A 25,095-nucleotide genomic window follows, 5' to 3' on the forward strand; every position below is an offset into this window, starting at 1 on the left:
TGCACGCGTGGCAGTGGGTGAGCAGGACCAGCAGGCGACGATCGTCGCGACCGACAGTGCGCACCCCGTCACGCTTTCGCCCGTCCGCCCGCTCGAACCGCTGCCCCTGGAGGCCGACGAGCGGCGCGGGCTGAACGTCGTCCGCCGCTTCGGCACGGTCGGGTCGCTCTTCCTCGCGCTGGGCTCCCTCGGCGCCGGCGCCGCCCCGGTGATCAACCCGGTGCAGGAGATCCCGGTGCTGCGGCTGTTCACCCGGATCCCGACGGTGTCGCTGGCCATCGCCATCTCCGGGATGGGCATCCTGGTGCTGAGCTGGCTGATGCTCGGCAAGTTCGCCCGCCCCGACCGCGCCCGGCTCGCGTCGCAGGGCCAGCTCGCCCGGACCATCGCGCTGTGGGTGCTGCCGCTGCTGGTCATCCCGCCGCTGTTCTCCCGCGACGTCTACAGCTACCTCGCGCAGAGCGAGATCGTGCACCGCGGGATGGACCCGTACGTGCTCGGCCCGGCGCAGGCCCTCGGCGTCGCCGACCCGTTCACCGCGGGCGTGTCGAACATGTGGCGCGAGACGCCGGCGCCGTACGGGCCGCTGGTGCTGCGCCTCGGCGGCTGGCTGGCGCCGCTGGCCGGCAACAGCATCGCCGTCGGCGTGCTGCTGCAGCGGCTGCTCGCGCTCGCCGGCGTCGTCCTCATCGTGTGGGCGCTGCCCCGGCTGGCCCGCCGCTTCGGCGTCCAGCCCGCGACCGCGTTGTGGCTGGGCGCGCTGAACCCGCTGCTGATCTTCCACTTCGTCGCGGGCGCCCACAACGACGCGCTCGCCGTCGGCCTGATGCTCGCCGGTCTCGAGGTCGGCATCCGCAAGCTGCCGATCCGAGTCAAGGGCGACACGCCACCGCCGCTGGCGCGCGGGGAACTGCTCTACATCGGGTTGGGCGTGGCGATCATCACCCTCGGCGTCGCGGTGAAGCTGCCGGCGGTGTTCGCGTTGCCGTTCTTCGCCGTGATGGTGGCGCGGCGCTGGCACGGCAGGCTCAAGGACCTCTTCTACGCGGGCGCGCCGATGGCGGCGTGGTTCGGCGTGGTCCTCGTGGCCGTGTGCTTCGGCACCGGGCTCGGCTTCGGCTGGGTCGGCGCGACGTTCAACACCCCCGGCCTGGTCCGGTCCTGGATCTCCCCCACCGCCGAGCTGGCCAACCTCTCCGGCGTCCTCGGCATCGCGCTCGGCCTCGGCAACCACACCAACGGCCTGGTGCCGATCCTCGGCGCGCTCGGCTACCTCGTGGCCGTCGCGATCACGGTCAAGTTCCTGTGGGACAGCTTCAAGTGGCGCTACCGGCCGATCATCGGCCTCGGCGTCTCCCTCGGCGCGGTGATGATCCTGCAGATCAACCTGCAGCCCTGGTACGTGCTGTGGGCGGTGATCCCGCTGGCCGCGGCGGCCGGGACGTCCCGCTTCCGGGTGGCCGCGGCGGTGCTGTCCGCCGCCCTGCCGTTCCTGCTGCCGCCGACCGGCAGCACGTTCGACGGCCGCCCGTACGTGCTGCCGTTCGCCTACGTCGCGGCGATCGTCGTCTGCGGCGGCGGGATGCTGATCGTGCGGCGCCTCGCTCCCGTCTTGCTCTCCAGGCCGTCCCCGCGGCTGCCCGCGCGGGCCGAGCCCGTATCGTGACCCGATGTGAGTGCCCCCGCCGTCGAGATCACCGGGCTGGTCAAAAGCTACGGCTCCACCCGCGCGGTCGACGGTCTCGACCTGCGGATGGAGCGCGGCAGCCTGCTCGCCCTGCTCGGCCCGAACGGGGCCGGCAAGACCACCACCGTCGAAGTCTGCGAAGGGTTCCTCAAGCCTGACGCCGGTTCGGTGCGCGTGCTCGGCCTCGACCCGGTCCGCGAGTCGGCGGAGCTGCGCCCCCGTGTCGGGATCATGCCCCAGGGCGGCGGCGCGTACCCCGGCGTCCGCGCCGACGAGATGCTCAACCTGGTCGCCTCCTGCGCGGCGTCGCCGCTGGAGCCGGCGTGGCTGCTGGACGTGCTTGGTCTTTCGAGTGTTCGGCGGACGCCGTTCAAGCGCCTGTCCGGCGGGCAGCAGCAGCGGCTTTCGCTGGCGTGCGCCCTGGTCGGGCGGCCCGAGCTGGTGTTCCTCGACGAGCCGACGGCGGGCATGGACCCCCAAGCCCGCCGGCTGGTGTGGGACCTGCTGTCGGCGTTGCGCCGCGACGGCGTCTCGGTGCTGCTGACCACGCACCTGATGGAGGAGGCCGAGGCGCTGGCCGACACGGTGGTGATCGTGGACCACGGCAAGGTGGTCGTCTCGGGTGCGCCGCAGTCGCTGACGGTGGACGAGACGGGCGCGGCCGGGCTCCGCTTCAAGGCCCGCACGCGGCTGGACACGGCGTTGCTGGCAGCGGCGCTGCCGGAGGGTTACGAGGTGCGCGAATCGGCACCGGGCACGTACGTCGTGGTCGGGCTGGTCGACCCCCAGGTCGTGTCGACGGTCACGGCGTGGTGCGCGCAGCAGGGCGTCCTGCCGGAGGAGCTGCAGGTCGGCAAGCGCACGCTCGAAGAAGTCTTCCTCGAGCTGACCGGACGGGAGCTGCGGGCGTGACGTTTCCTCCGGGCACCTTCACCCCCGCCCCCGGCCGGGGTTCGCTGGGCCGCATGCTGCGCACGCACGCACGGGTCGAGGCGAGCTTGACGTTGCGCCACGGCGAGCAGGTGCTGCTCACGCTGTTGATCCCGCTGGCGTTGCTGATCGGGTTGTCGCTGCTGGACATCCTGCCGGCTTCGTCGCTGGGCCCGGTTCCGCGGGTGGATTGGATCACGCCGCGAATCCTGGCGCTGGCGGTGATGTCGTCGGCGTTCACGGGCCAGGCGATCGCGCTGGGCTTCGACCGGCGGTACGGGGTACTGAAGCGGTTGTCGGCAACGGCGTTGCCACGGTGGCTGCTGGTGGCGGGGCGGCTGATCGCCGCGCTCGTGGTGGTCGTGCTGCAGTCGGTGATCATCGGTGTGGTGGCGGCGTTCTTGGGTTGGTCGCCCTCGGTTTCCGGGCTTTTTTCGGCGGTGCTGCTGCTGGTCTTGGGGACGCTTGCTTTCGGGGCTTTGGGCGTTCTTTTGGGTGGCGCTTTGCGGGCCGAGGCGGTTTTGGCTTTGGCCAACATCGTGTGGTTCGTGCTGCTGTTGGCGGGCGGGATTCTGCTGGCGCCGTCGTCGTTGCCTTCGGGGTTGGCTCGTGTGGTGGAGCTGCTGCCGTCGGGGGCGCTGGCGGAGGGGATGCGGGCCGCTTTGGTGGACGGTTCCTTCGCGCCCGGGCCCATGCTGGTGCTGGCGGTGTGGGCGGTGCTGGCGGGGGCGCTGGCTTCGCGGACGACGAAACTCACCTGACCGCAGCCTTGTCCACAGGGCGCCGCCGATGTGGACTACTCGACCGCTTTACTCGCCTACAGCCGATTTTGTCGCCTGCCGCCGATAGACTGGCCAAGGGGACGCCCCCCAGGGAAGGGCGGGGGACCCGCCGCTTCCGTGACCTAGGTCCCTTGCGCCCCGCGTCACCCTTCTGGGCGCCGGGACCTGCCGAAAGCCGCTTTTCCGCGCGCTCTACCATCGAACGCGTGCCGTTCACCAGCCTCGTCGCCCGCCTGCCGTTTCCGTCCGCCGCCGTGCAGCGGGCCGTCGGGATCGCCGCCGTCGTCGCGCAGGCGCTGATCGGCGTCACCGGCTCCATCGTGCGCGTCACCGGCTCGGGCCTCGGCTGCCCGACCTGGCCGCAGTGCGTCGCCGGCAGCCTCGTCCCCAAGCACGACTCCGGCATCGACGCCCTCAACCAGTGGATCGAGTTCGGCAACCGGCTGCTGACCGGCGTCGTCATCGTCATCGCCGCCATCGCCGTCCTCACCGCGTGGCGCGTGCAGATCGACCACCCGTCCCGCAAGCGCCTGGTGAAGCTGGCCTGGACGATGCCCGGCGGCGTCGTCCTCCAGGCCGTCGTCGGCGGGATGACCGTGCTCGCGAAGCTCGAGTGGTGGACCGTCGCGATCCACTTCCTCGCCACCACTCCCCTGGTCTGGCTCGCGGTCCTGCTGCTGCGCGCGTTCCGCGAAGGCGACGAGCCCGCACGCTCGCTGGTCCCCGCGTCCGGCCGGGGCATCCTGGTCGCGCTGGCCGCGGTGATGTGGCTGGTCCTCGCGGCGGGCACGACGGTGACCGGCGCCGGCCCGCACAGCGGCGACATCAACACCCACCGCCTCGACGCCCCGGTCGAGTCGCTCGCCCAGGTCCACGGCGGCCTGCTGGTGCTCTACCTGCTCCTGCTCGCGGTGTTCGGCCTCCAGCTGATGCGCATCGGCGCGCCGAAGGGCCTCTGGCAGCGCTACACGGTGGTCTGGGTGGTCGCCGTGGCGCAGGGCGGGCTCGGTTCGCTGCAGTACGCGCTGGGGGTGCCGGAGGCGATGGTGTCGTTCCACGTCCTCGGCGCGATGGCCGTGATCGTCGCGACGGCGTCGCTGTGGGTGGGCAGCCGCGACCGCGGCCCGGTGGTCTCCCTGACGGCGGCGCCTAAGGAACTCGCCACCGCCTGAGCAACCGGCGGCCATGCCGGCTTAACTCCCACCGCTTAGGGTTGGCGCATGACGACGCGCTCAGCGCCCAAGCCGATCATCTCCCACCGCCGGGGAACCGGCGAGATGCTCGTGTTGAAAACGTTCCTGCTGGTGCCGTTCGCGGCCCTGCTCGTCGCGGTCCCGCTGGTGTGGGGCTGGGGCATGACGTGGATCGACCTGGCGCTGGCGGCGGCGTTCTACGTGTTCGCGACGCTGGGCGTGACCGTCGGTTACCACCGCTACTTCACGCACGGGGCGTTCAAGGCGTCCCGGCCGCTGCGCGTGACGTTGGCGATCGCGGGGAGCATGGCGGTCCAGGGGTCGGTGATCTTCTGGGTGGCCAGCCACCGGCGGCACCACGCGTTCGCCGACCGCGAGGGTGACCCGCATTCGCCGTGGCTGTTCGGGACGTCCCCGTCGGCGTTGCTGCGCGGCTTCTGGCACGCGCACATGGGGTGGATGTTCTCGCGCGAGGTGACCAACGCGGACCGGTTCGCCCCGGACCTCGTGGCGGACCGCGATCTGCGGGTGGTGAACCGGTACTTCTGGCTGTGGATCACGTTGAGCCTGGCCCTGCCGGCCGTTCTGGGTGGACTGCTTTCGTGGTCCTGGTGGGGTGTGGTGACGGGGTTCTTCTGGGCCGGGCTGGTGCGAATCGCTTTCCTGCACCACGTGTCCTGGTCGGTGAATTCGATTTGCCACCTGATCGGGGAACGGCCGTTCGCTTCGCGTGACAAAGCGGCGAACTTTTGGCCCCTAGCCCTGTTGTCGATGGGCGAGTCTTGGCACAACTCGCACCACGCGGACCCGACTTGTGCGCGACACGGGGTGCTGCGGGGGCAGGTCGACATCTCTGCACGGGTGATCCGGACGTTCGAACAACTCGGATGGGCGACCGACGTCCGGTGGCCACGGGCTGATCGCATGGCCGCCAAGCGGGTAAGCGACTGATTCTAATGTGCCCGTGCTGACACGATCGAGACCTGATGCGCTCGATCGTGTCAGCCACTCCCTGCTTACTGTGAGCCGATTTCTATACAACTCAAGGAGACTCAGGGTGGATCACGGCCCCGTAAAGCGGCACAGTAAAGTCAAGAGGCTGGCAGGATCAGCCATTTTGTCCGTTGCGGCGCTCAGCGTAATTATAGCTGGGCCGGAGCCGGCGAGTGCGATTCAAGCCCCACAGCCAACGGCCACCACCCGTCAACTCACAATTCCCGCGCCCCACTCCACTATTGGAACTCTCCAAGTTGCAGAATCTGAGGGCGGCGGCGGCGGTAACACCGGCAACGAAGTCTACGTCGTATAGCGAATAACCTCGTGACCGATGCGATTCACATCGGTCACGAGGATTTCCACCTGAAGGCGATGCCGTAATCCTCCCGCGGATGGCAGCCGTCTGCGAAGGTGTGCCGGACGAATCCGTCACCGACCGGGAGCAGATGCGAATCTCCGTCCGGCGGCTGCCGCGTCCGCTCGAATTCCAGTTGTTCCGCATACCACCAGCACGCCTCGGGAAGGTGCTTCGCGTCGAAGGCCAGTTGGATCGTGAGACCGCCAGGTGCGATGCCGTGGTGGTCGATGTCCACGTTGACCCACTTGCGTTCCTCCTCGATGTGCCCGTCGAGCGCCTCCGAAACGAACGTGTAGCGCTCGCCCTTCCTCAGCGTCCGGCGAAAGCGCAAACGTGCCAGCACTGGATCGCCCGGGTGCGCCCCCGGTGAAGCGACGACCCGGCACGCCCACAGTGCCGCCAGCGGTAGCTCCTCCGGATCGTGCGTCCACCCGGTCAACGCGTGCGCGTTGAAGCCGTCGACGCCGTCTTCACAGGCGACGATGTCTCGTTCGGTGATGCGCCGACCCACCGTCCGGCGGTGCATCACCGCCGTCACGAGCATGCGCTCCACGAACAGCGGTTGCGCCCCCTTCGAAGCCGCCCGGGCGCGCCACGCGACGCTCTCGTCCGCGATCTCCACCGCCGCCCGGCCGATGTCGATGTACGGCCGCCAATCCGGCTCCGAGGCCAGCTTGTCCGCCAGGCGGTCCGCCAACGCGCTGAGCGACCACCGCCACGCTTGGTGCATCGGCGCCGCGGTGGTCGGCGGCGGGTCGCCAAAGACACCGGGCAATACCATCAACTGCCGGAAACGGTCGCCCAGCGTGGCCTTCCAGCCGGTTCCGCCCGGCGCCGGCGGAACCCGGAACGCCGCCATCAGGGTGTTGTGGTGCCGGGAGTTCCCGGCCGCGCCGATCTCGTCGACGAGCAGGCCCCACACCGCGAAGGCGCGTGCCTCGGGCAACGACACCGTCGGCGCCACCAAGGATCCGAGCACGGCCGCCGACTCGCTCGCCGGTTCGTCGACCGCGGCGCGAAGGAAGCGGAGCGGCTCGCCGTCCTTCCGCTTCGCCAGCCAGCGCAGGGCGGCTTCGACTTCCGCACGCGAAGCCGCCCGGCCGACCGGTTCGCCCATCCCGATGGTCATGACGCCCTCGCTACCCAGACGAAGATCGACAATTCCCGGCAACAGCGAAATCAGTGGCGACAACGCTCCGACAAAGAAAAATCCGGCCCGAAAACAAAAGATCATCCCCGGACCGGCTCACCGTCCGTCACCATTGCCCATGCGTACTAGAACACCAGTAAAGGGGTAGCACAGTGACCGACGAAAGGACAAGGAAATCCACGCGCTGCAGCGGCCCGCGAGAATTGATCAAGGTCGGGCTCAGCGGGATCGGCGGGCTCTACCTGCTCACCGGCTCGCTCGCCGTGACCGCGATCGGCGCCGTCGTCGCGCTCGCACTGGCGGCCGTCCGGTGACTACGCCAGCTGCTGCCGCACCGCCGAGGCGAACCGCGTCGCCGCGGCCGGGTCCGTCTGGCGGAAGCCCAGCGACGGCTCCGTCAGCTCCAGCTCCAGCAGCAACGGCTTCCCGTCTTGGCCGCGCACGAGGTCGACCCGCGCGTACAGCAACTCCGCGCGCAGGATGCCCAGCAACGCCGACGCCGCGTCCAAGACGTCCTCCGCCAGCGCCACCGCGTCCGCCGGCGGTGACGCCGGCGCCAGTGATTCGGAAAGGTACAGGCCTGATGCGTCCATTGTGGAGCCCAGCATGGCGCTCTTCGAAAAAGCGTGCGAGTAGATCCCGCCCAGGTACACCAGCGCCAGCTCACCGGAAGTGTCCACACTGGACTGGTACGGCTGGATCAGCGCCGTGTGGCCCTCGGCGTGCAAGGAAGCCAGGTGCTCGGAAGCGTCCGCGCCCCCGGCGAACCGGGCCGCGCCGCGGGAACCCGCTCCCACCGACGGCTTCACCACGAAGTCCGACGACGGGAACCGGGCAGTCTCACCCGGGGAAACCAAGGCCGTGGGCACCACCGCGACACCCGCGTCGAGCAGCTCCACCAGGTACGACTTGTCCGTGTTCCAGCGGACCACCGCCGCCGGGTTGAACAGCGACGGTACCGACTCGCACCACGACAGGAACTCCGCCCGGCGGGCCGCGTAGTCCCAGGTCGCGCGCAGGATCACCGCGTCGGCCGACGAAAAGTCGACCGCCGAGTCCCAGGCCGCCCACGACACCGAGAAGCCCAGTGACTCCAGTGCGGGCACCACGGCGTCGTCGTCGCCGTCTCCCGAAGGGAGCTCCGCGCAGCCGACCAGGATCGCGCTGGGGCTCACCGGCCCGCCATCTTGCGGCGGTGCTCCGGGCCGATCTTCGTCTGCTTGACCGTCTCCGCGTCCCACTCGGCCGGCGAGAGGTCCTCGACCGCCTCGATCAAGGCCGACCCGGTCTCGACGCTGGGCACCACCACGTCGCCGAGAGCGCCGTCGGCGCCGACCAGGACGACTCGTGCTCCGGCCCGGCCGATGTTCTCCACCACCGCGCGGGACGGCTTGCCGTGCGCCTTCACGAACTTGCGGGCCGCGCCCAGCTGCGCGCTGGTCGGCGGGACAGTCTCTTCGGAATCAGACACGCTCCGAACGATAACCAACATGCGGCCGGAACGCGGAACAGCGTGGCGTCGGCCATAGTTGCACCGGGAGTACCCGACCCGAGGAGGACGCATGCCCACCGCAGTGCAGGTGACGAAGACCGGCGGCCCGGAAGTGCTCGAAGCGGCCGAAGTGGACGTCGCGGCCCCGCAGGCCGGCGAACTGCTGGTCGACGTCGCCGCGGCCGGCGTCAACTACATCGACACCTACCAGCGGCAGGGCATCTACCCCATCGACCTGCCGTTCGTCCTCGGCCTCGAAGGCGCGGGCGCGGTCGTCGAGGCGGGCGACGGCACCGGCTTCGCGCCCGGTGACCGCGTCGCCTGGCAGGGGTCGCTCGGCAGCTACGCGGCGCGCAAGCTGGTGCCCGCGTCGATGGCGGTCAAGGTCCCCGAAGGCGTCTCCCTGGAAACCGCCGCCGCGACGATGCTGCAGGGCATGACCGCGCACTACCTGGTCGCCTCGACGTTCGAGGTCAAACCGGGCCACGACGTGCTGGTGCACGCGGCCGCGGGCGGCGTCGGGCTGCTGCTGATCCAGCTGGCCAAGGCGCGCGGCGCCCGCGTTATCGGCACGGTGTCGACCGAAGAGAAGGAGAAACTGGCCCGCGAAGCCGGCGCCGACGAGGTGATCCGCTACGACCGCGACGACTTCGCCAAGCGCACCCGCGAGCTGACGAACGGCGAGGGCGTCGACGTGGTCTACGACGGCGTCGGCAAGGACACCGTCGACGGCAGCCTCGCCAGCCTCAAGGTCCGCGGCCTGCTCGCGCTGTTCGGCGCGGCCAGCGGCCCGGTGCCGCCGATCGACCCGCAGCGCCTCAACTCGGGCGGCTCGCTGTACCTGACCCGCCCGACGTCGGCGCACTACACGCGCACCCGCGAGGAGATCGACTGGCGCTCGAAGGAGCTGTTCGACGCGGTTCAGGCGGGCGAGCTGACCGTCCGGATCGGCGGCAAGTACCCCCTGTCCGACGCGCGCAAGGCCCACGAGGACCTGCAGGGCCGCCGCACGACCGGAAAGCTCCTGCTCATCCCCTGACCCGCTTGGGTCAGCCGGCCGGGACCGCGACGGCGTCGGTGACGAAGACCAGCGTCTCGTTCGGCTGGATGCCGCGGCCGCCCTGGCCGTACGCCAGGTCCGGCGGGATGATCAGGAGACGGCGGCCGCCCTGCTTGATGCCTTCCAGGCCCTGGTCCCAGCCCGGGATGACCTCGCCCGCGCCGAGGTTGAGGTCGAACGTCTCGCCGCGGTCGTAGGAGTTGTCCAGGACCTTCTTGTCCGACCACGTCACCAGCAGGTAGTTCATCTTCAGCTGCTGGCCGGCCTTCGCCGCGCCGCCGGTGCCCTCGGACAGGTCCTTGGTGATCAGCTTCTTCGGCGGGTCGCAGTCGTCGGGAATGGTGATCTCCGGCTTCTCGCCGAACTTGCCCGTCGTCTTGATGTCGTCCGCGGTGCACTCGCGGCCCTTGCTCTGGGTCGCCTGGGCGGCGCTCGACGACGGCGGCACCGACGGTCCCGCGGGAGCGGCCGTCTGCGTCTGGGCCTTCTGACCGCACGCGGCCAGCGACAGCGCCGCCGCGGCGACGACCACGATCTTCCCGATCTTCTGCATGCGAGGCACCCTAGCCAAGCACGGAGAGTGCCGGGACGTCGTCACCCATGGCGACCACGCCGAGGCGCCGCGTAGCGCGCGTCAGGGCGACGTACAGGTCGTTGAGCCCGCGCGGCGACCCCGCGACGACCTCGTCCGGCGCGACCAGCACCACCGAGTCGAACTCCAGGCCCTTCGACCGCTCGACGGTCAGCACGCTCAGCCGTTCGCCGTGGTCCGAGAGCCACGAGGACACCTCGTCGAAGCGCCGCGCCGGCACCAGGACGGCCACCGTGCCACCGTCCACTTCGGACAGCTCGCGCTCGGCCAGCCGGGGCAGCTCCGCGGCCAGGGACGCCGGACGCGCCGACCACGGCGGCACCCCGGTCTCCCGCACCGAAGACGGCGCCGCCAGCTCCGGCGAAACTTCCGCGAGGACTCGCGCCGCGACCGCCATGATCTCGGCGGGCGTGCGGTAGTTCACGGTCAGCTCTTCGAGGCGCCACCGGTTCTCGACGTACGGCGAGAGCACCTCGCCCCACGACCGCGCGCCCCCGGCCGCGCCGGTCTGGGCGACGTCGCCGACCAGCGTCATCGACCGGTTCGGCGAGCGCCGCATGAGCAGACGCCAGTCCATCGCCGACAGCTCCTGGGCCTCGTCGACGATCACGTGCCCGAACGTCCACGTCCGGTCCTGCGCGGCGCGCTGGGCGGCGGTCAGCTCGCTGCGCGCGACCTGGCGCTCGGCGAACAGCTCGGCGTCGAGGACGTCGGAGACGCGCAGCAGCTCCTCGTCGATGATCTCTTCGTCCTGTTCGAGGATGTCCAGCACACCCTCGGCGTACGCGCGGTCCTCGCGCTCACGGCGTTTGCGCTCGACGCGGGCTTCGGTGTCGTCGACGCCGATCAGCTCGGCCAGCTCGTCGAGCAGCGGCACGTCCGCCGGCGTCCAGCGCGTGTCGCGGCCGCTTTCCAGCAACGCCTGGTCCTCCCCCGGAAGCAGCTTCCGCGCCGCGCTGGAGAGGCGTTCGCGGTCGGCGAACAGGTCGTCGAGCACGCCTTCCGGGGTCAGCACCGGCCACAACTCGTTCAGGGCGGCGGCGATGTGCTCGTCCGCGGCCAGCTCGGCGCGGATGTCGGCCACGTCCTGCCCGTCCAGGAGGTCCTCGCCCAGCTTGCGGGCGGCCTGGCGGGTCAGCGCGTCGAGGACGTCGGAGACGAACAGGCGCCGCGCGGGGTTGTGCGGCCGGCGCGAACGGCGGGCGCGGGTCCGAGCGTCGGCGCAGGTCTTGCGGTCGAGCTTCAGGACGTCGTGCTCGTACTCGATCTCCATGACCGGGTCGGGCACGCGCTGGCGGTCGCGCACGGCGTTGGCGAGCACGTCGGCCATGACCAGCCGGCCCTTGACCTCGGTCGTCTCGCGGGGTTCGACACCGTCGGCGTCCAGGCCCGGGTAGAGCTGCCCGATGGTGGCGAGCAGCACGCCGGTCTCGCCGAGCGACGGCAGGACCTGGCCGATGTAGCGCAGGAACGTGCTGTTCGGCCCGACGACGAGCACGCCGCGCGTGGTGAGCTGCTGGCGGTTTGTGTAGAGCAGGTAGGCCGCGCGGTGCAGCGCGACGGCGGTCTTGCCGGTGCCGGGACCGCCCTGGACGACCATGACGCCGCCGAGCGGGGCGCGGATGATGCGGTCCTGCTCGGCCTGGATGGTGGCGACGATGTCGCTCATCTCACCGGTGCGCCGCTGTTCGAGCGCGGCCAGCAGCGCGGCCTCGCCGGCGAGGCCGAGGTCCTGCCCCTGGTCGGCGGCGGTGAGGTCGAGGATCTCGTCGTCGAAGCCGGTGACCTTGCGGGTCAGCGACCGCAGGTGCCGCCGCCGGCGCACCCCTTCGGGTGAAGCCGCGGTGGCGAGGTAGAAGGGCCGCGCGACCGGCGCCCGCCAGTCGACGAGCAGCGGCTTGTAGTCGTCGTCCTCGTCGAAGAGGCCGAGGCGGCCGATGTAGGTGGTTTCCTCGGCGCTCTCGGGGACGAAGTCCAGGCGCCCGAAGGCGAGGCCCTGCTCGACGGAGCCGAGCTGGGCGAGCCGGTCGGTGTAGAGGGTGGTGGCGACGTCGCGTTCGGTGCGGGCCTGCGGGGTGCCGCCGGTCAGCTGCAAGGTCTCGTCGAGGCGGCGCTGGGCGTCGACGCGCTCGGCGTCGAGCTTCGCGTAGAGGGTGGTGACGTACGCCTGCTCGCGGGCGAGCTCGGCGGAGAAGTCGTCCGAAGACAAAGATCCTGCTTTCGCCTCAAGGAAAAGAGCCACCAGAGTTTAACGGCCCCCGCCGCGCGATCATTCCGGCCGGAGGTCGCAGTACGGGTAGACCTCGTCGCCGAGCGGGACGGCGGGCGGCAGCACCCGCTCCCCCGGCGCGCACGACACGCTCGCCGCGGGCAGCTCGTCGCTCCGCAGGATCCGGCCGGTCTCGCCACCGCGGTGGAGCACGACGGCACCACGGCTGGTCAGCGCGCGGCAGTTCGCCGAGGTGTAGCGGACGCCGCCCGGAACCGGGGTGGCGGTGACCGGCGTGTAGCCGCCCAGGCTCTCCGGAGCCAGCCAGACGACCGGGCCGAAGGTCACGATGCCGGCACCCGCGACGGCGGTGCGCTGTCCGGGCGCGAGCAGCGGGACTTCGGCCTGGGTGGAGCCGGCGGTCACCGGGATCCGGTAGGCGAACTGGGTGCTGGTGTTCTCGAGAACGACACCGGCGCCTTGCTCGACGACCCGGAGGCCTCCGCCGCCGGGAGCGGTGTCGGCCGCGCCCGGGACGGCGGTGATCCGCGACGGGATGGCGCAGGCGGTGCCGAGCAGCTCGTTCGTGTCGAGCGACACCTTTCCGCGGCCGAGCAGGGCCAACAGGCCGAGGACGACGACCGTGACCACGCCGACCCCGATGCGCTTGATCATCGGGGTGCTCACGGGATACCGGTGCTCGAACTCGCGACGCGGTAGAGGTCGCCGGCCCGGCCGTAGTACGAGCCCTCGACGACCGAGATCACGATCCCCGCGTCCGGCTGCCAGTACGCGCGCAGCTCGCCCGCTTCCGCCGGGTAAGGCACCTCACGCAGCGGCACACCGCGGTCGGCGAGCAGCCCACCGACCTCGGCGAACGTCACCGGGCCGGGGAAAGCGCCGTAGCGATCGCGGATCACCCGGTTGACCAGCTCGGGCTCGGCGTACCGGAGCCGGTGGGCCTGGACCGAGAAGTGGGTCCCCACCCAGTGCCTCTCGACGCGCTCCCAGTAGAACTCGACCAAGCCGTGGTCGCGGACCAGGAAGTGCTTCGAGGGGTTGTCGCCGTAGTCGTCGCCGAACAGCGACGCCACCCGCTCGGGCGACCACGTGGGGCCGGCGCCCAGGACGGTGCCGGACTCGATGACGTCGGCGAAGAACTCCGCCGGGCTCAGAACGGCAGGCCGAGGGTGGGCAGGCCGATGGCCGAGTCCACCGCCAAGGCCACGAACACGATCATCAGGTACGTGTTCGACCGGTGGAACAGCGCCATCGGCTTCGTCTCTTCGCCACGGCGCACCGCGGCCTGCAGGCTGTGCGCGTAGAAGAGGAACCAGCCACCCGCGAGGATCGCGAACGTGCCGTACAGCCACGACGTCACCGGGAGCAGCAGCAGCGTCCACGCCACCATCACCCACGAGTAGATGACGATCTGGCGCGCCACGTGCTGGGCCGTCGCCACGACCGGCAGCATCGGGACACCCGCGCGCTCGTAGTCGTCGCGGTACTTCATGCCCAGTGCCCACGTGTGCGGCGGCGTCCAGAAGAAGATGACGCCGAACATCACGAACGCCGGCCACTGGACCGTGCCCGTGACGGCCGCCCAGCCGATGACCACCGGCATGCAGCCCGCCGCGCCGCCCCAGACCACGTTCTGCGACGTGCGCCGCTTGAGGCCGAGCGTGTACACGAAGATGTAGAAGAGGATCGTCGCGACCGCCAGGATCGCCGACAGCAGGTTGACCGTGAAGTAGAGCACCACGGCCGACGCGACACCCATCACCAAGCCGAAGATCAGCGCGCCGCGGCGGGGCACCGAGTCCTTCACCAGCGGGCGGCGCTTCGTGCGGTTCATCACCTTGTCGATGTCCGCGTCGATCACGCAGTTGAGCGCGTTCGCGCTGCCCGCGGCCATCGTCCCGCCGACCAGCGTGGCCAGCACCAGCCACGGCGAGGGGATCTCACGGCCGGCGAGGAACATCGCCGGGATGGTGGTCACCAGGAGGAGCTCGATCACCCGCGGCTTCGCCAGTGCGGCGTAGGCACCGACGACCCGGCGAACGCTGCGCCGGTCACCGTGCGGGCGTTCACCGGTCGGGTGCACCGCGCTGGTGTCGTCACTGCGTCCGTGCGCAGCGTTCACCAACGACATTTCACTCCCTGCGTCAGGTTCGGGCGGGACCAGTCCGGGTAGCCGGAGAAACCAGCCCTACTGAACCCTCGAACGATGTTAGACGTGGTGAATCCCGTGGGTGATCGCGGGTCCTCGACCGGCCCAAGCACTAGGCTGGCCGCGACGGGCCGCGATTGCCCCTGCGCATGGCCGCGAGCAGGAATATCGTCCCTTCGGGATCGATTGAGACAAGTAGCCGCGCGCACGGGTAACCGGAACGAGGAAGACCAGCCGCAACCATCATGACCGGGAGTTGGAGTTCAGTGTCCGAAACCGCCACTACCAGCGAGAACAACCCACTCCTCCGGCGCAACGTGCCCGCCGACTGGACCGAGACCGACACCCGCGCCGTGGACACCGTCCGGGTCCTGGCCGCCGACGCGGTCGAAAACTGTGGCAGCGGCCACCCCGGCACCGCGATGAGCCTCGCGCCGCTGGCCTACACGCTCTTTCAGCGCACGCTGCGTCACGACCCGAACGACCAGCACTGGCCGGGCCGCGACCGCTTCGTGCTGTCGGCGGGCCACTCGAGCCTGACGCTCTACATCCAGCTGTTCCTCGCCGGCTACGGCCTCGAGCTCGAGGACCTCAAGCAGCTGCGCAAGTGGGACTCCAAGACCCCGGGTCACCCGGAGTACCGCCACACCGACGGCGTCGAGACCACCACCGGCCCGCTGGGGCAGGGCCTGGCGAACGCCGTGGGCATGGCGATGGCCGCCCGCCGCGAGCGTGGTCTGCTGGACCCGGACGCCGCGCCCGGCGAGAGCATCTTCGACCACCACATCTACGTGATCGCCTCCGACGGCGACATCGAAGAGGGCGTCACCTCCGAGGCCTCGTCCATCGCGGGCCGTCAGGAGCTGGGCAACCTGATCGTCTTCTACGACGACAACAAGATCTCGATCGAGGACGACACGAACATCGCGCTGTCCGAGGACACCGTCGCGCGCTACGAGGCCTACGGGTGGCACACCCAGGTCGTCGAAGGCGGTGAGGACGTCGTCGCGATCGAGGAGGCCATCAAGGCCGCCAAGGCCGAGACGCAGCGGCCGTCGTTCATCGCGCTGCGGACCGTCATCGGTTACCCGGCGCCGAAGAAGATGGGCACCGGCAAGGCGCACGGCGCCGCGCTGGGCGGCGAAGAGGTCGCCGCGGTGAAGAAGATCCTCGGTTTCGACCCGGAGCAGTCGTTCCAGGTCGAGGACGAGGTGCTGAAGCACACCCGCCAGGCGCTCGACCGCGGCAAGGCCGCGCACGCCGAGTGGCAGGAGAAGTACGACGCCTGGGGCAAGGCCAACTCGGAGCGCAAGAAGATCGGCGACCGGATGGCCACCCGCACGCTGCCGGAGGGCTTCGCCGACAACCTGCCGAAGTGGGAGCCGGACGCCAAGGGCATCGCGACCCGCAAGGCCTCCGGTGAGGTGCTCAACGCCCTCGCCGAGCCGCTGCCGGAGCTGTGGGGCGGTTCGGCCGACCTGGCCGAGAGCAACAACACCACGATGAAGGGCGCCGACTCGTTCGGTCCCGAGAAGGCCGCCACCGACATGTGGCAGGCCAACCCGTACGGCCGGACGCTGCACTTCGGCGTCCGCGAGCACGCCATGGGCTCGATCCTCAACGGGATCGCGCTGCACGGCGGCACCCGCCCGTACGGCGCGACGTTCCTCATCTTCTCCGACTACATGCGCCCGCCGGTCCGGCTGGCCGCGCTGATGAAGGCGCCGGTCACCTACGTGTGGACGCACGACTCGATCGGCCTCGGCGAGGACGGGCCGACGCACCAGCCCATCGAGCAGCTCTCCGCGCTGCGCGCGATCCCGGGCCTCAACGTCGTCCGCCCGGCGGACGCCAACGAGACCGCGTACGCGTGGAAGGCCGTGCTGGAGGACGTCCACCACCCGTCCGGCCTGGCGCTGACCCGCCAGAACGTGCCGGTGCTCGAGGGCACCAGCGCCGAGGGCGTCGCCAAGGGCGGGTACGTCCTGGCTGATTCGGACGGCACCCCGGACGTGGTCCTCATGGCCACCGGTTCCGAGGTCCAGCTGGCGGTCGAGGCGAAGAAGACCCTGGACGCCGACGGCGTCAAGGCGCGTGTCGTGTCCATGCCGTGCGTCGAGTGGTTCGACGCGCAGGACGCGGCCTACCGCGAATCCGTCATCCCGGCCGGTGTGAAGGCCCGCGTGTCCGTCGAGGCGGGCATCGCCCAGTCGTGGCACCGCTTCACCGGTGACGCCGGGGTGAACGTTTCGATCGAGCACTTCGGTGCGTCGGCCGACGCTGCCACTCTGTTCCGTGAGTTCGGGTTCACGGCGGAGGCAGTCGTCGAGGCCGCCCGTCGCTCGATCCAGAACACCAAGAATTCCTGAAGGGGATGACGCAGCAAATGAGCAACGACAAGCTCGCGCAGCTGTCCGCGGCCGGTGTTTCGATCTGGCTCGACGACCTTTCGCGTGAACGCCTCAACACCGGCAACCTGGCCGACCTGATCCGCGACAAGCACGTCGTGGGCGTGACGACCAACCCGACGATCTTCGCCAACGCGATGTCGAAGGGCGACGCCTACGACGAGCGGACGCGGGAGCTGGCCGCCCAGGGCGCCGACGTCGAGGCGACGATCCGCGACCTGACCACGACCGACGTGCGCAACGCCGCGGACCTGTTCCGCGACGTCTACACCGCGACCAACGGCGTCGACGGCCGCGTCTCGATCGAGGTCGACCCGCGCTTGGCCAAGGACACCGGCAAGACGGTGGCCGAGGCGAAGGACCTCTGGAAGACCGTCGACCGGCCGAACGTGCTGATCAAGATCCCGGCCACCGAAGAGGGCCTGCCGGCGATCACCGCGACGCTGGCCGAGGGCATCAGCGTCAACGTCACGCTGATCTTCTCCGTCGAGCGCTACAAGAAGGTCATCGAGGCCTTCTTCGCCGGCCTGGAGCAGGCGAAGGCCAACGGCCACGACCTGCGCGGCATCCACTCGGTGGCGTCGTTCTTCGTGTCCCGCGTGGACACCGAGATCGACAAGCGCCTGGACGCGATCGGCACCGACGAGGCCAAGGCCCTGCGCGGCAAGGCCGCCGTCGCCAACGCCCGGCTCGCCTACGCGGCCTTCGAGGAGCTGTTCTCCTCCGACCGCTGGAAGGCTCTCGCGTCCGACGGCGCCAACGCGCAGCGCCCGCTGTGGGCCTCGACCGGCGTCAAGAACCCGGACTACTCCCCCACCCTCTACGTCGACGACCTCGTCGTGAAGGACACCGTCAACACGATGCCGGAGAAGACCCTCGACGCGGTCGCCGAGCACGCCGACCTCCAGGGCGACCGGGTCAGCGGCCACGGCAAGGACGCGCAGAAGGTCTTCGACCGGCTCGAAGCCGTCGGCATCGACATCACCGACGTGTTCCTGGTGCTGGAGAACGAAGGCGTCGAGAAGTTCGAGAAGTCGTGGACCGAGCTTCTGGAGACCGTGAACGGGCAGCTCGAGAAGGCGAAGGGCTGACGCACGACATGACGACAGGTGAGAAGACCGGCGTCGAGATCGTGGACGCCGCACTGGCGGAGCGCGCCACGCCGCTGGCCGAGCAGCTGGTCAAGGACCAGGCCGCTTCGAAGCTGGCGGCGCAGGACGCGACGCTCTGGGGGCCGGACGCCGAATCCGAGGCGTCGATCCGGTTGTCGTGGACGACGCTGCACAAGTCGTCGCGGCCGCTGATCGGCGAGATCGAGGCGCTGCGGACCGAGCTGCGGTCCGAGGGCGTCGACCGCGTCGTGCTGGCCGGCATGGGCGGCTCGTCGCTGGCGCCGGAGGTGATCACCGCGACCGACGGCGTCGCGCTGACCGTCCTCGACACCACCGACCCGGGCCAGGTCGCCGACGCTTTGGCCGGCGACCTCGAGCGCACGGTGATCGTGGTGTCGTCGAAGTCGGGCGGCACCGTGGAGACCGACAGCCACCGGCGGATCTTCGCGAAAGCGTTCGCCGACGCGGGGATCGACGCGGCGCGGCGGATCGTGGTCGTCACCGACCCGGGCTCGCCGTTCCAGGAACTGTCCGAAAAGGAGGGTTACCGCAAGACCTTCCTCGCCGACCCGCACGTCGGCGGCCGCTACTCGGCGCTGACCGCGTTCGGGCTCGTCCCGGCCGGTCTCGCCGGCGCGGACGTGGCCCGGCTGCTCGACCAGGCCGCCTCGGCGGCCGACGAGCTCGCCGCGGACTCGGCGGACAACCCGGCGGTCAAGCTGGCCGCCGCCTGGGCCGCCGCGCACGAAGCGGGTGCCGAGAAGGTCGTGCTGGCCGACTCCGGCTCGGGCATCAAGGGCTTCCCCGACTGGGCCGAGCAGCTGATCGCCGAGTCCACCGGCAAGCAGGGCACCGGGCTGCTGCCGGTCGCGGTCGAAAGCCCGGAGGCGGCCGGCTTCGCCGACGCGAAGTCCGACGCCACGGCCACCGCGATCGGGAGCCCGCAGGGTGCGGCGAAGATCGCCGTCACCGGCTCGCTCGGCGCGCAGCTGCTGCTGTGGGAGTTCGCCACGGCCCTGGCCGGCCGGTTGCTCGGGATCAACCCGTTCGACCAGCCGGACGTCGAGGCGGCGAAGAAGGCGGCCCGCGCGCTGCTGGACGACCCGGAGAAGCTGAAGGGCGGCGAGGAGCCGTCCGGTGTGGACGGTCCGGTCGAGATCTTCGGCAGCGACGGGGTTTCCACGGACGGCAGCCTGACCGACGTGCTGCGCGCGTTCTTCGCTTCGGCGCCGGACGCGGGCTACATCGCGGTGCAGGCCTACCTCGACCGCCTCGACGACGCGTCGACCGAGCTGCTGCGCGGCGAGATCGCCAAGCGCACCGGGAAGCAGACGACGTTCGGCTGGGGCCCGCGGTTCCTGCACTCCACCGGCCAGTACCACAAGGGCGGTCACCAGAACGGCGTGTTCCTGCAGCTCACCGGCGCCGTCGAGCAGGACCTCGACGTGCCGGAGCGGCCGTACACGCTGGGGCAGCTGCAGCACGCCCAGGCCCTCGGCGACGGGCAGGTCCTCGCCGAGCACGGCCGCCCGGTGCTGCGCCTGCACCTGACCGACCGGGCCGCGGGCCTCGCGGCCGTCGTCCGCGCGGTACAGGAGGGCTGAGCATGACCTGGACCAATCCCCTGCGCGATCCGCGGGACAAGCGGCTCCCGCGGATCGCCGGGCCGTCCAGCCTGGTGATCTTCGGCGTCACCGGCGACCTGGCCCGCAAGAAGCTGATGCCCGCCATCTACGACCTGGCCAACCGAGGGCTGCTGCCCGCCGGCTTCTCGCTCGTCGGGTTCGCCCGGCGCGACTGGGAGCACCAGGACTTCGGCGAGCTCGTGCACGACTCGGTCAAGGAGCACGCGCGGACGCCGTTCAAGGAGTCGGTGTGGAACCGGCTCGCCGAAGGCATCCGGTTCGTGCAGGGCACCTTCGACGACGACGACGCGTTCGACCGGCTCGCCGAGACCGTCCGCGAGCTGGACAAGGAACGCGGCACCGGCGGCAACACCGCGTTCTACCTCTCGATCCCGCCGGGCGCGTTCCCGGTGGTGACCAAGCAGCTGGCCCGTTCGGGCCTGGCGAACGCCGACGAGAAGACCTGGCGCCGCGTGGTCATCGAGAAGCCCTTCGGGCACGACCTGAAGAGCGCCGAAGAGCTGAACGCGATCGTCAACGACGTCTTCCCCGAGGAGTCGGTGTTCCGCATCGACCACTACCTCGGCAAGGAGACGGTGCAGAACATCCTGGCGCTGCGCTTCGCGAACCAGCTGTTCGAGCCGATCTGGAACGCCAACTACGTCGACCACGTGCAGATCACCATGGCCGAGGACATCGGCCTCGGCGGCCGCGCGGGGTACTACGACGGCATCGGCGCCGCCCGGGACGTCATCCAGAACCACCTGCTGCAGCTGCTGGCCTTCACCGCGATGGAGGAGCCGCTGTCGTTCGAGCCGCGGGCCCTGCGCGCGGAGAAGATCAAGGTGCTCTCGGGCACCAAGCCGCTCGGGCCGCTGAACAAGACGAGCGCGCGCGGCCAGTACGCGGGCGGCTGGCAGGGCGGCACGAAGGTGCCGGGCCTGCTGCAGGAAGAGGGCTTCGCGAAGGACTCGAAGACCGAGACCTACGCCGCGGTGACCCTCGAGGTGCAGAACCGCCGCTGGGCCGGGGTGCCGTTCTACCTGCGCACCGGCAAGCGGCTCGGCCGCCGCGTCACCGAGATCGCCGTCGTGTTCAAGCGGGCGCCGCACCTGCCGTTCGACTCGACGTCGACCGAGGAGCTGGGGCAGAACGCCCTGGTCATCCGGGTCCAGCCGGACGAGGGCATCACGCTGCGGTTCGGCTCGAAGGTGCCGGGGACCACGATGGAGGTCCGCGACGTCACGATGGACTTCGGGTACGGGCACGCGTTCACCGAGTCCTCCCCCGAGGCCTACGAACGCCTGATCCTCGACGTCCTGCTGGGCGAGCCGTCGCTGTTCCCGGTGAACGAAGAGGTCGAGCTGTCCTGGAAGATCCTCGACCCGATCCTGGAGCACTGGGCGAAGGAAGGCGCGCCCGAGCAGTACGCGCCGGGCACGTGGGGTCCGCCGTCCGCCGACGAAATGCTGGAGCGCACCGGCCGGAAATGGAGGCGCCCGTGATCATCGACCTGCCGTCCACCACGACTTCGGCACTGAACAAGAAACTGGTGGAGATCCGCGAACAGGGCGGGCAGGTCGCGCTGGGGCGCGTCCTGACGCTGGTGATCGTGGCCGACGACGACAGCCACCTCGAAGCGGCGATCGAAGCGGCCAACGGCGCCAGCCGTGAGCACCCGTCGCGGGTGATCGTGGTGGCCAAGGGCGCCCGCACGGCGGCGCCGCGCATCGACGGCCAGATCCGGGTCGGCGGCGACGCCGGCGCGAGCGAGGTCATCGTGCTGCGCCTGTACGGCCCGCTGGCCGCGCAGGGCCAGAGCGCGGTGGTGCCGCTGCTGCTGCCGGACGCGCCGATCGTCTGCTGGTGGCCCGGGGCCGGTCCGAAGGACCCGGACAAGGACCCGCTCGGCGAGCTGGCCCAGCGCCGGATCACCGACTCGGCCGCGGAGAAGAACCCGGTCAAGGCGCTGACGACGCGGGCGAAGGCGTACACCGAGGGCGACACCGACCTGGCCTGGACGCGGCTGACGCACTGGCGCGCGCAGCTCGTCTCGGCGCTGGACCTGCCGCCCTACGAGAAGGTCACCGGGGCGACCGTGACCGGCGAGGCCGACTCGCCGTCCACCGAACTGCTGGCGGCCTGGCTCGCCGAGTACCTGAAGGTACCGGTCAAGCGGGTCAAGAGCTCGGGCGCGGCGGGGATCATCTCGGTGACGCTGGACCGTCGTTCGGGCCCGGTGGAGCTGCACCGGCCCGACGGCCGCGTCGGCACGCTGACCCAGCCGGGCCAGCCGACCCGGCGGATCGCCCTGCAGCGACGCAACACGCAGGACTGCCTGGTCGAGGAGCTGCGGCGGCTCGACCCGGACGAGGTGTACGAGGCCGCGCTGCGCGGGCTGGGCAAGATCACGTCCGGCACGAACGGCAAGACGGGGGCGCCGCCGAAGGCCGACGTCACTTCGCCCGCCGCGGCGGCGGCTGCTTCCGGTTCGAAGAAATGAGCAAGACGGAAGTAGTCGTCTACGCGAACCAGGACCTCCTGGCGGCCGCGGCGGCGGCGCGCCTGGTCACGCGGCTGGTGGACGTCCAGGCGGCCAAGGGGTCGGCATCGCTGGTGCTGACCGGTGGCGGCACGGGCATCGCGGTGCTGTCGGAGCTGCGCGAGTCTTCGGCCCGCGACGCGATCGACTGGTCCCGCCTGGACATCTACTGGGGCGACGAGCGGTTCGTCCCGGCGGATTCGGACGAGCGGAACGAGAAGCAGGCCCGCGAGGCGCTGCTGGACCACGTGCCGTTGGACCCGTCTCGGGTTCATGTGATGGCGCCTTCGGACGGCGAGTTCGGTTCGGACGTCGACGCGGCGGCTTCCGCTTACGCTTCGGTGTTGGCGTCCCAGGCGGGTCCGGAGGACCACGGCGACGTGCCGTCGTTCGACATCATGCTGCTGGGCCTGGGCGGCGAAGGGCACACGGCATCGGTGTTCCCGGAGTCGCCGGCGGTGTACGAGACCGAGCGGTCGGTGGTGGCGGTGCGCAACTGCCCGAAGCCGCCGCCGACGCGGATTTCGTTGACGCTGCCGGCCATCCGTCAGGCGCGGGACATCTGGCTGATGACGGCCGGCGAGGCGAAGGCGGACGCGGTGGCGCTGGCCCTGTCCGGTGCCGGCGAGGTGCAGCTGCCGGTGGCCGGCGCCCGTGGGCACCGGCGGACGCTGTGGCTGTTGGACCGGGCCGCCGCTGGGAAGCTGACGAAGGTGTACCAGCCGCCCACGGCTTGAAATCGTTGGTCGAAGGCCCCCTCGGCTCAGTGCCGAGGGGGCCTTCTCCGTTCGCGGCTGCCGAAACTGTCGTGAGCTGCCGGTAGCGTGGAAAACGGGGGCTGCTCAGGCCCGTTCACTCGACCCGCCAGCCGCGGCCGAGGTTGCCGAAGATCTGCTCCGCCGCCTTCCTCGGGTCCTTCGCGCCCACGATCAGCTCTCGGGACGCCAGCGCGAACCGGGCCAGGGACGCGCACGACACGTCGTCCTCCGGCGCCTCCATCTCCGCCGCGATCGCCCTCGCCAGCGCCGTCTCGTGGCGCATCCACATCCGGCGCGCGTAGTCGCGCAAGACCGGGGTGCTCTCGATCAGGTTGATGAACTCGTCGTTCGGGCCGCCGTCCGCGCTGTCGCGCAGCATGTGCTCGCGCAGGGCGTCCACGATCGAGTAGCCCGGCGGGCGGCCGCGGACCGCCTGGACCAGCGCCGCCTCGATGTCGTCGTCCTGGTCGAACAGCAGGGCTTCCTTGCTCGGGAAGTACTTGAACAACGTCGTCACCGAGACGTCGGCGGCGTCCGCCACCTCCTTCACCCCGACCTCGTCGTAACCGCGCGCCAGGAACAGCTCCAGCGCCGCGTCGGCCAGCGCCTGCCGGGTCTGCGCCTTCTTGCGCTCGCGGCGCCCGATCACTTCCGTCATGCGCGTCAGCCTACGTGATGGTGGACTCACTTCAAAAGTTGAGTCGTTGTACTTTTTGAGTCACTGTGCTTTTCTGGGGACAGGCCGCCGGATCAGCCGGCGGCACGGATCTTCCAGGGGGAAGCCATGAACTCCATCGCGATCGTCGGCGCCGGCCTCGGCGGGCTCGCCTGTGCCCGCGTCCTGCAGCTTCACGGCATCGACGTCACCGTTTTCGAACAGGAACCTTCGGCCGGCTTCCGCCCCCAGGGCGGCACGCTCGACCTCCACGGCGACACCGGCCAGGTCGCCATGCGCACCGCGGAGCTGTACGAACCGTTCCGCGCCTTGGCCCGACCCGAAGGCCAGCAGATGCGGGCGATCGACCCGCTGACCGGCGAAGTCGTCATGAACGAAGTCCCCGAAGAGGGCGACGACTCCCGCCCCGAGATCGACCGCGGCCAGCTCCGCGGCCTGCTCCTCGATTCACTGACGCCCGGCACCGTCCAGTGGGGACGCTCGATCACCGACGTCACCCCCGGCCGCCTGACCTTCGACGACGGCAGCACCGCGGACTTCGACCTGATCGTCGGCGCGGACGGCGCGTGGTCCCGCGTCCGGCGCGCGCTCACCGGCGTCCGGCCCGAGTACAGCGGCGTCACGTTCGTCGAGTTCGGCCTCGACGACGCCGACCGCCGCCACCCGGGCCTCGCCGCGCTCGCCGGCCAGGGCACGCTGATGACGAAGGTCGGCGGCAAAGCGCTCGTCGCGCAGCGCACCAGCACCGGCCACATCCGCTGCTACGCCGTGTTCTACGCGCCCGAAGACTGGGCCACCGGACTCGACTTCGCCGACCCGGCGGCCGTGCGCGCGAACCTGCTGGAGCGCTACGCCGGCTGGCACCCGAGCCTGCTCGCGTTCCTGCACGACGTCGACGGCGGCTTCACGCACCGGCCGCTGCAGGTCCTCCCGGTCCCGCACGCGTGGACCGGCACCCCCGGGCTCACGCTCCTCGGCGACGCCGCGCACCTGATGCCGCCGCTGGGCGTCGGCGCGAACCTGGCGCTGCTGGACGGCACCGAGCTCGCCACCGCGTTGGCCACGTCGGCGAGCGTCGGGGACGCCGTCCGCGCCTACGAGGCCGGGATGCTGCCGCGGTCGATCGAGACGGCGAAGGCGTGCGCCGGCGGCCTGCACGACCTGCTCAGCGACGACCTGCGGTCGATGGCGGCCTGATGACCCCTTGCCGGACGACCACACGTGGGTAACATGATTCCCACGATGTGGTCGTCTCGGTGCACAGTACGGAGCAGTACTCCCACTCTCGGTAGCACCATTTCGCCGTCGTACCCCGGACGGACTAGTCGACTACGGAATCCGGACGCCGAAACACC

Annotated in this window: 23 protein-coding genes; 14 read left to right on the forward strand and 9 right to left on the reverse strand. The window is 70.6% G+C overall.

What is annotated here, in order from left to right:
- Positions 1-13 precede the first annotated feature (13 nt).
- The 5 genes from mptB to ACIQWX_RS33745 all read left to right on the forward strand — a co-directional run bounded on the left by mptB (position 14) and on the right by ACIQWX_RS33745 (position 5,543).
- Positions 14-1,666 (forward strand): polyprenol phosphomannose-dependent alpha 1,6 mannosyltransferase MptB, encoded by a 1,653-nt coding sequence (gene mptB, locus ACIQWX_RS33725; protein ID WP_400881417.1) that lies wholly within the window; start codon positions 14-16, stop codon positions 1,664-1,666.
- Positions 1,667-1,672: 6 nt separating this feature from the next.
- Complete coding sequence (locus ACIQWX_RS33730) at positions 1,673-2,599, forward strand: ABC transporter ATP-binding protein (protein WP_400879923.1); 927 nt, start codon at positions 1,673-1,675, stop codon at positions 2,597-2,599.
- Between the two features lie 53 nt (positions 2,600-2,652).
- Entirely contained in the window at positions 2,653-3,378 is a 726-nt protein-coding gene (locus ACIQWX_RS33735; RefSeq protein ID WP_400881418.1) for an ABC transporter permease, read from the forward strand.
- A 227-nt stretch (positions 3,379-3,605) separates the two neighbouring features.
- Complete coding sequence (locus tag ACIQWX_RS33740) at positions 3,606-4,571, forward strand: heme A synthase (RefSeq protein ID WP_400879926.1); 966 nt, start codon at positions 3,606-3,608, stop codon at positions 4,569-4,571.
- A gap of 48 nt (positions 4,572-4,619) precedes the next feature.
- Positions 4,620-5,543 carry an acyl-CoA desaturase gene (locus tag ACIQWX_RS33745; protein ID WP_400879929.1) on the forward strand — a complete coding sequence of 308 codons (924 nt, stop codon included), beginning with the start codon at positions 4,620-4,622 and terminating at the stop codon, positions 5,541-5,543.
- Positions 5,544-5,935: 392 nt separating this feature from the next.
- Here the strand turns inward: ACIQWX_RS33745 and ACIQWX_RS33750 are convergent, their stop codons facing one another.
- Positions 5,936-7,075: a hypothetical protein gene (locus tag ACIQWX_RS33750; protein WP_400879931.1), complete on the reverse strand. Its 1,140-nt coding sequence runs from the start codon at positions 7,073-7,075 to the stop codon at positions 5,936-5,938.
- 173 nt (positions 7,076-7,248) lie between these two features.
- Between ACIQWX_RS33750 and ACIQWX_RS33755 the strand changes: the two genes are divergently transcribed.
- Complete coding sequence (locus tag ACIQWX_RS33755) at positions 7,249-7,410, forward strand: hypothetical protein (protein WP_400879934.1); 162 nt, start codon at positions 7,249-7,251, stop codon at positions 7,408-7,410.
- Here the strand turns inward: ACIQWX_RS33755 and ACIQWX_RS33760 are convergent, their stop codons facing one another.
- Entirely contained in the window at positions 7,411-8,271 is an 861-nt protein-coding gene (locus tag ACIQWX_RS33760) for a RimK family alpha-L-glutamate ligase (protein WP_400879937.1), read from the reverse strand.
- Positions 8,268-8,567, reverse strand: a complete 300-nt coding sequence (locus ACIQWX_RS33765) for a hypothetical protein (protein ID WP_372660048.1) — start codon at positions 8,565-8,567, stop codon at positions 8,268-8,270. The genes ACIQWX_RS33760 and ACIQWX_RS33765 overlap by 4 nt, the downstream gene beginning before the upstream one ends.
- A 91-nt stretch (positions 8,568-8,658) precedes the next feature.
- Here ACIQWX_RS33765 and ACIQWX_RS33770 point away from each other — a divergent pair, with 91 nt between their 5' ends.
- Positions 8,659-9,627: a quinone oxidoreductase family protein gene (locus ACIQWX_RS33770; protein WP_400879940.1), complete on the forward strand. Its 969-nt coding sequence runs from the start codon at positions 8,659-8,661 to the stop codon at positions 9,625-9,627.
- 10 nt (positions 9,628-9,637) lie between these two features.
- Here ACIQWX_RS33770 and ACIQWX_RS33775 read toward each other — a convergent pair whose 3' ends face one another.
- The 5 genes from ACIQWX_RS33775 to ACIQWX_RS33795 form a co-directional block, all read right to left on the reverse strand.
- Entirely contained in the window at positions 9,638-10,201 is a 564-nt protein-coding gene (locus ACIQWX_RS33775) for an FKBP-type peptidyl-prolyl cis-trans isomerase (RefSeq protein ID WP_400879943.1), read from the reverse strand.
- 10 nt (positions 10,202-10,211) lie between these two features.
- Positions 10,212-12,449, reverse strand: coding sequence for a HelD family protein (locus ACIQWX_RS33780; RefSeq protein ID WP_400879946.1), 2,238 nt, complete (start codon positions 12,447-12,449; stop codon positions 10,212-10,214).
- Between the two features lie 60 nt (positions 12,450-12,509).
- Positions 12,510-13,136: a hypothetical protein gene (locus ACIQWX_RS33785; RefSeq protein ID WP_400879948.1), complete on the reverse strand. Its 627-nt coding sequence runs from the start codon at positions 13,134-13,136 to the stop codon at positions 12,510-12,512.
- On the reverse strand, positions 13,133-13,543 hold the full coding sequence (locus ACIQWX_RS33790) for a hypothetical protein (protein WP_400879951.1): 411 nt from the start codon (positions 13,541-13,543) through the stop codon (positions 13,133-13,135). Before ACIQWX_RS33790 ends, ACIQWX_RS33785 begins: the two co-directional genes overlap by 4 nt.
- A gap of 77 nt (positions 13,544-13,620) precedes the next feature.
- Positions 13,621-14,601 (reverse strand): heme o synthase, encoded by a 981-nt coding sequence (locus tag ACIQWX_RS33795; RefSeq protein WP_400879954.1) that lies wholly within the window; start codon positions 14,599-14,601, stop codon positions 13,621-13,623.
- Between the two features lie 284 nt (positions 14,602-14,885).
- On the opposite strand from ACIQWX_RS33795, the gene tkt reads away from it, so the two are divergent.
- Genes tkt through pgl form a run of 6 tightly spaced genes read left to right on the forward strand, consistent with a single transcriptional unit; the run spans position 14,886 to position 23,043 of the window.
- A complete protein-coding gene (tkt, locus tag ACIQWX_RS33800) occupies positions 14,886-16,988 on the forward strand; it encodes a transketolase (RefSeq protein WP_400879957.1) in 2,103 nt (700 codons plus the stop codon).
- Between the two features lie 17 nt (positions 16,989-17,005).
- On the forward strand, positions 17,006-18,118 hold the full coding sequence (tal, locus tag ACIQWX_RS33805; protein ID WP_400879960.1) for a transaldolase: 1,113 nt from the start codon (positions 17,006-17,008) through the stop codon (positions 18,116-18,118).
- Positions 18,119-18,126: 8 nt separating this feature from the next.
- Positions 18,127-19,743, forward strand: a complete 1,617-nt coding sequence (locus ACIQWX_RS33810) for a glucose-6-phosphate isomerase (protein WP_400879963.1) — start codon at positions 18,127-18,129, stop codon at positions 19,741-19,743.
- 2 nt (positions 19,744-19,745) lie between these two features.
- A complete protein-coding gene (gene zwf / locus ACIQWX_RS33815; RefSeq protein WP_400879966.1) occupies positions 19,746-21,269 on the forward strand; it encodes a glucose-6-phosphate dehydrogenase in 1,524 nt (507 codons plus the stop codon).
- Positions 21,266-22,267 carry a glucose-6-phosphate dehydrogenase assembly protein OpcA gene (gene opcA / locus ACIQWX_RS33820; RefSeq protein WP_400879969.1) on the forward strand — a complete coding sequence of 334 codons (1,002 nt, stop codon included), beginning with the start codon at positions 21,266-21,268 and terminating at the stop codon, positions 22,265-22,267. The genes zwf and opcA overlap by 4 nt, the downstream gene beginning before the upstream one ends.
- The gene (gene pgl / locus ACIQWX_RS33825; protein WP_400879972.1) at positions 22,264-23,043 is read left to right on the forward strand and encodes a 6-phosphogluconolactonase; all 780 of its coding nucleotides are present in this window, start codon (positions 22,264-22,266) and stop codon (positions 23,041-23,043) included. The genes opcA and pgl overlap by 4 nt, the downstream gene beginning before the upstream one ends.
- Before the next feature lie 115 nt (positions 23,044-23,158).
- On the opposite strand, the gene ACIQWX_RS33830 is transcribed toward pgl, so the two are convergent.
- Positions 23,159-23,722 carry a TetR/AcrR family transcriptional regulator gene (locus tag ACIQWX_RS33830; protein ID WP_400879974.1) on the reverse strand — a complete coding sequence of 188 codons (564 nt, stop codon included), beginning with the start codon at positions 23,720-23,722 and terminating at the stop codon, positions 23,159-23,161.
- A 126-nt stretch (positions 23,723-23,848) separates the two neighbouring features.
- On the opposite strand from ACIQWX_RS33830, the gene ACIQWX_RS33835 reads away from it, so the two are divergent.
- Positions 23,849-24,937, forward strand: coding sequence for an FAD-dependent oxidoreductase (locus ACIQWX_RS33835; protein WP_400879977.1), 1,089 nt, complete (start codon positions 23,849-23,851; stop codon positions 24,935-24,937).
- The last annotated feature ends 158 nt before the right edge of the window (positions 24,938-25,095 follow it).

Origin of the sequence: Amycolatopsis sp. NPDC098790 (assembly GCF_044759945.1) — a bacterium.
Lineage (GTDB): Bacteria > Actinomycetota > Actinomycetes > Mycobacteriales > Pseudonocardiaceae > Amycolatopsis.

Excerpts from the sequence above, each read along its gene's own strand:
- ACIQWX_RS33735 (WP_400881418.1), top strand. The coding sequence starts at position 2,653 with ATGCTGCGCACGCACGCACGGGTCGAGGCGAGCTTGACGTTGCGCCAC.
- ACIQWX_RS33745 (WP_400879929.1), top strand. The coding sequence starts at position 4,620 with ATGACGACGCGCTCAGCGCCCAAGCCGATCATCTCCCACCGCCGGGGA.
- ACIQWX_RS33750 (WP_400879931.1), bottom strand. The coding sequence starts at position 7,075 with ATGACCATCGGGATGGGCGAACCGGTCGGCCGGGCGGCTTCGCGTGCG.
- ACIQWX_RS33770 (WP_400879940.1), top strand. The coding sequence starts at position 8,659 with ATGCCCACCGCAGTGCAGGTGACGAAGACCGGCGGCCCGGAAGTGCTC.
- ACIQWX_RS33775 (WP_400879943.1), bottom strand. The coding sequence starts at position 10,201 with ATGCAGAAGATCGGGAAGATCGTGGTCGTCGCCGCGGCGGCGCTGTCG.
- ACIQWX_RS33795 (WP_400879954.1), bottom strand. The coding sequence starts at position 14,601 with ATGTCGTTGGTGAACGCTGCGCACGGACGCAGTGACGACACCAGCGCG.
- tal (WP_400879960.1), top strand. The coding sequence starts at position 17,006 with ATGAGCAACGACAAGCTCGCGCAGCTGTCCGCGGCCGGTGTTTCGATC.
- ACIQWX_RS33810 (WP_400879963.1), top strand. The coding sequence starts at position 18,127 with ATGACGACAGGTGAGAAGACCGGCGTCGAGATCGTGGACGCCGCACTG.
- zwf (WP_400879966.1), top strand. The coding sequence starts at position 19,746 with ATGACCTGGACCAATCCCCTGCGCGATCCGCGGGACAAGCGGCTCCCG.
- pgl (WP_400879972.1), top strand. The coding sequence starts at position 22,264 with ATGAGCAAGACGGAAGTAGTCGTCTACGCGAACCAGGACCTCCTGGCG.
- ACIQWX_RS33830 (WP_400879974.1), bottom strand. The coding sequence starts at position 23,722 with ATGACGGAAGTGATCGGGCGCCGCGAGCGCAAGAAGGCGCAGACCCGG.
- ACIQWX_RS33835 (WP_400879977.1), top strand. The coding sequence starts at position 23,849 with ATGAACTCCATCGCGATCGTCGGCGCCGGCCTCGGCGGGCTCGCCTGT.